Origin of the sequence: Streptococcus sp., assembly GCF_032481935.1 — a bacterium.
Lineage (GTDB): Bacteria > Bacillota > Bacilli > Lactobacillales > Streptococcaceae > Streptococcus.
The window spans coordinates 1-5846 of the sequence record NZ_JAWERU010000062.1; the positions used below are offsets into that span (position 1 = coordinate 1).

Below are 5846 nucleotides of genomic sequence, written 5' to 3' on the forward strand. Positions count from 1 at the left end.
GCGCCTCGGGAGTTTCCAAAGTGCCTTGTGACTTGTGAAATTCTACTAGCATATCAACGATTTTTGGGTCTAATTCGTTGACATAATCAGGATTTGACCTGACCATTTCGGCACGTTGCTTGCTTTTTGCCGCCTTTTTTGGGCGTTTTGGCTTGTTGTTCAGCTTTCTGACTATAGTTGACCTCGTGGAATTTTCGTGCGTTTTATTTTACTTCGTTATTCTGTAATTAAGTTTTGTTCAGCCTATAGCTGCACCACTAGTAAAGTTTTACGAATGCTATTGTCTGTGGGCTTTTTCATTGTAAGTCTCAGAAAGTTAAGGTGGCTAAAAGTCTGATTTTGCTTGGGAAAATCAAAGAGTAAACTAGAAATTTAGCCATAGATAGCTCAAGATATTGATTTGATATTGAAGTTAATGACAAGTTCGCAGATAGATTTAGCATAAAGCGAGGATAACTACTGTTGCGTTTTGAATTTTTGAAGACTATTATTGTTGGTTTCTATATAAGTAGAATTATTAAACTCTATCTTCTATTTAGAAAAAAATGTGTTGTTTGATTGGATATGTCGTAGGAGACTTCTTATTAATTAGATAATTAAAAATTTTAAAATTTCAGTTGAATTGAATATATTTGTAAAAAAAATTAAAAATAAGTAAGGAGTTTTATTTCTGGGAATAGATTATTAGGAGTATAAGTTAGCAGATCGACTTAATATATATATATATATATATTAAAATAGATGTTTGTTTATTCATTTCGGACTGGTAATTGATGTACATATCATATTGACCTTAGTTCAGAATTAAAGTATACTAAACAAGTATGATTAAACTTGGCAATAGTTTACACTTTTATCTGGAAAAGGAGTAGAAAATGTTTTTTAGACGTCAGAATGGTAGGTTCAGAGAAACAGACCGTGTGACACGTTATAAGTTAATTAAATCAGGAAAGCATTGGTTGAGAGCTTCAACCTCTCTTTTGGGCTTGTTCAAGGTCATGAGGGGCGGTGTTGATACGACTCAAGTTATGACTGAAGTGGTAGAAGATAAAGTTAACCATTCAATTACAGGGTTAGATATTATCCGAGGGGTCGTGACCACAGGAGCCGTTTTAGGTGGTGCTGTTGCGGCGCAAACCAAAGTGTTTGCAAATGAAGCAGTAGCTTTGGAAAAAACACTAGATAAATCGGATGTTTTAGTAGCAAACGATACGGTAGTTTTAGGTACGACAAATGCAAGCAATTCAGAGAGCTCTAGTTCTCTTAGTGAAAGCGCTTCAAAGTCGGAATCGGTTTCTAATAGCACCTCAGCAAGTGTTTCAGCTAGTACATCAGCTAGCCTTTCTGCAAGTACTTCGACTAGTGAGTCGGTCAGTGCCTCTACTAGTACTAGTCAATCAAAAAGTGAGTCAGAAAGTTTTTCTGTAGCGTCAAGTTCATCAGTTGAACAGAGCACATCTGTAGCAACAACTGAACAGTCTTCCTCACCTTCAAAAGAATCAACTAATCTTAAAATTGATTCTGCTGTACTGAAGGCTACTGAGATTGATGGAAAGGCTGGTGTGAATGTTGCTCAAGCAACTTCTGACACAACGAGTTTAGTAGGAGTGACTGCTGGTGCCATAGCAACAACAGAAGTTTCAGCTAAACAACAAGATGAAAATCGTAAGAAGTTAACCAAACTTTCAGCTGAAATGGGTGAGTACCTAGCAAAAGCTGTAGGATTGCCGAATGTGGACTCTGCTATTACCAAAGTGAATGTTGCTGTTACGGAGATTGAAAAAGCCTTGGCAGATCCAACTAGTGATTTGACATCAGTAGTACAAAAAGCGACTCTAGCTCGTAATTCTATTGTCAATGCTGTTTTAGGTGCACATTCAGGTCAACATGATAGTCGTAATGGACAAGCGATAGAGAGAGGAACGTCTCCTAGAGCACCACTATCTAGCCATGGAACGATAGCTTCAATTGAGTCTGGTAGGTATGATAGAAATAGTAACGAAGTTGTTTGGCGTATCAATATGCACGCGAACAATGCCTTGCATCATGTAGGGCTGATTGCGGACGTGGATCCTAATACAACTATTACTCGTGTGACCTTTAATGGACAAGAAATGGAGAAACGTGGTGGTTCAGGAAATGAGTATGTTTATGATATACGCCATGATAAACAAAGAAACCTAGAAGCAACGCTTGAAGTTTATGCCACTGTAAATAATCAGTCGCGAACTGCAACATTGGATGCAAGAGTTGGTACAAGTAGCCAGCCATTTACAAGTGCGGATACTTCTGGGAACTATACTTCTTCTATGCATCATGAAGTAGCTACTAGAGTGTCGCATCCACCACGTATGAGTAGAAGTATAGCAGTTCCTAATCGTGCAGCAGGTCAGAGCCGTGCAGCCTCTAATCCGCCTACGATTACGATGCCATCTGATGTCACTTTTTATAATGATGATGCAGTCACTAATTTTCAGATACGATTACGTGATGATAGAGGGATGGATACAATCACTGCTTCTGGATCTAATAAGGAGATTACAGGTGTAACTTCCCCAAACTATCCTGCTACTATTAGAAGAGGACTAGGGGATTTGTGGACCTATGATTATCAAGGAAGGCGAACAGGATATCAAACCTCCCGCAATATTGATATAACAGGGACAGTTGGTCGTAAAGGTACTGCTTGGGAACCGTATAAACCAGGTACTTATGTTCTTGAATATACAGTTAGAGATATTGATGGTCAGACTGCTACAGCCCGTACCAATTTCCATGTCAAAGGATTTAATGAGCGACAAGACCCTGCGAAAGGTACTAAAGTCGTAGTTAATGACAAGGCAAATCTAAGTCCAAAAGAAAGAGAACAAGTCTTGGATAACTTTAAGGCGGCCAATGCTAGTCTTCTTTCAGGTACAGGATCAGGTGTAGGCTCAACTGACTATAAAAAAGGAGCTGAAGAGGGTTCAATCAGTGTAGCTAGTAATGGAGATGTTACCATTACTTATCGTGATAAAACCACGGATACAGTCACAAACAATGTTAAGTATGGTGTAGAGAAAACAACTGAGCACTTTTATGCAGTTAGCGACGAGCCTTTATCTAATATAAATCCAAGAAGTCTTGTGCGTCCAGTTGGCGGAGCTTCTGACTTCCCTAGTGGGACAAGATTTGCATGGAAACAAGGGCAAGCTCCTACAATGACAGCGATGGGGGACAGAGAGAACCCTAGAACTGCAATCTTAACGGTAACTCACCCAGATAACACTACTACGGATTTAACATACAATTACAGAGTTTACCAAAAGATTGAGACTAAAACCAATAATAGAGTTACTGGTCAATTTTATGCCTTTAAAGCAGCTTCAGGTGATAGAACTGTTGGCGGTAGCTATGCTAATAATATAGGTGGAGATTCATATCTTTATATCAATAATCCATCTCTTCCTTCAGGAACAACATTTGCTTATGAGTATCGTCTGAATAACAATGCAAGTGCACCACTAAATAATCGAACTGGGTCACCTAAATTTAGTACTGTCTGGCATACAACTGATTCTGAAGCTACGACACACCGTACAACCTATACTGTAAAAGCAACTTATCCAACAGGGCGCTTTGGAACTCCGTCTGCACAAGATCGTGCTTTGACAAGTGAGACAAGCTTTACTTATACAGTAGTGGATCCAGTGGCTAAACAAGAGTATGTTACAACAGTTGGAAATACAACTCCACTAAATGATATTATTGCCAATTCTGGTAATGCACTTAAAAATTCTGATTCTAGAGTTGTGATTCCAAATGGGACAACTTATGAGTGGGTATCCAGACCTGATGCTTCAGCTCCAGGTATCTATAAGAAAGAAGTTAAAGTTACTTTACCACAAGGTTCCGCAGATAAAGCAGGCAACAGTACAAATGTTCCTGTAACTATCAAAGTTAGACCGAACCCACCACGAATCGCAGATAGTCAAGTGAAGCTACAAGGAGGTCTGCCAAATCGTAGTATTACAGTGACAGATGTAATACCAGGAGCAACAGTCACTTTAACGATTGGGACTCAAACCTTCCCTAAAAAATCTACTGGAACAAGTGTGACGTTTGAACCGTCTGAGTTGAAACGGGTTACTGATACCAATAATGGTTTGTTGCCTACAGGAAATGTAACGGTTAAACAAGAAATGGTTGTTAGGGATCCAAATGGTAGCAATGTAACTCTTCAATCTGACACATCTTCTAATATAATTACTAAAGAAAATGTATCTCCAAACCCTGAATTTGAAATCTATGTCAAGAATAATGGTAAGTGGGAAAAGCTTTCTCCGAAAAATAATGTCCGTCCTGGTACGAATGGATACGAGATTTTTGCAGGAGATGAAGTTAAGGTTGTCTTAAAAGGTTCAGATAATAGTGGTAAACTTAGAGACTTGAAACTTTACGATGGTACATCAGATAAAGATAAAATATTCTCAGATGACTATTCTTCGAATGATAGTGCACCAGGATTCAAGAATAAACCAACGAATGCCCCTGTTACTTTAGAGTATACAGCTACTTATAATCCTAATCAGCCACATGCAGATGGAAATAGATGGACACTTGGTGTAAAAGCTGTGGACTTGTCTAATAATGAATCGAGAACTCCAACAGTAGTTGTCGCCCAAGGGAAGTTGAATGAGAAATTCCCTGGTAAGAAGCCGTCAGTAGTCTTCCAAGTTAAACATCCAAACGCTCTGAGTCAGCGTGAGAAAGATGAAATCTTAGATGCTGTGAAAACAGCGAATCCAGAGACTGCAAACCGTATCAGAAGTTATTCTATTGCAGAGAATGGAACGGTAACCATTACTTATAAAGATGGAACGGTAAATACGGTAACGCCAAATATATCTGACTCAGATTACCGTGCATCAGTGTCAGCAAGCACAAGTGCGTCAGTATCAGCGTCAACCAGTGCCAGCCAAAGTGCTTCAACGAGCGCGTCTAAGTCCGCATCGACCAGCGCCAGTCAATCAGCCAGCACGAGCGCGTCTAAGTCCGCATCGACCAGCGCAAGCCAATCAGCCAGCACAAGTGCGAGTCAATCGGCATCAACAAGCGCAAGCCAATCAGCCAGCACGTCAGCTAGTCAGTCAGCATCAACAAGTGCAAGTCAATCAGCCAGCACGTCAGCTAGCCAATCGGCATCAACAAGCGCAAGCCAATCAGCCAGCACGTCAGCTAGCCAATCGGCTTCAACAAGTGCTAGCCAATCGGCTTCAACAAGTGCAAGCCAATCAGCCAGCACGTCAGCTAGTCAGTCAGCATCAACAAGTGCAAGTCAATCAGCCAGCACGTCAGCTAGTCAGTCAGCTTCAACAAGTGCAAGCCAATCAGCAAGCACATCAGCTAGCCAATCGGCTTCAACAAGTGCGAGCCAATCAGCCAGCACGTCAGCTAGTCAATCGGCTTCAACAAGCGCAAGCCAATCAACCAGCACGTCAGCTAGTCAGTCAGCATCAACAAGTGCAAGCCAATCAGCCAGCACGTCAGCTAGCCAGTCGGCATCAACAAGTGCAAGCCAATCAGCCAGCACCTCAGCTAGTCAATCGGCATCGACAAGCGCAAGCCAATCAGCCAGCACGTCAGCATCTGAATCGGCATCAACAAGTGCAAGTCAATCAGCCAGCACCTCAGCTAGCCAGTCGGCATCAACAAGTGCAAGTCAATCAGCCAGCACGTCAGCTAGTCAGTCAGCATCAACAAGTGCAAGCCAATCAGCCAGCACAAGTGCGAGTCAATCGGCTTCAACAAGCGCAAGCCAATCAGCCAGCACATCAGCTAGCCAATCGGCTTCAACAAGTGCGAGC

1 protein-coding gene is annotated in these 5846 nt (G+C 41.3%); it reads left to right on the forward strand.

Annotated features, from left to right (window positions below; all coding sequences use genetic code 11):
• Positions 1–875 precede the first annotated feature (875 nt).
• A partial coding sequence (locus E7C97_RS08850; protein WP_316108959.1) for an accessory Sec-dependent serine-rich glycoprotein adhesin occupies positions 876–5846 on the forward strand: 4971 nt, incomplete at its 3' end.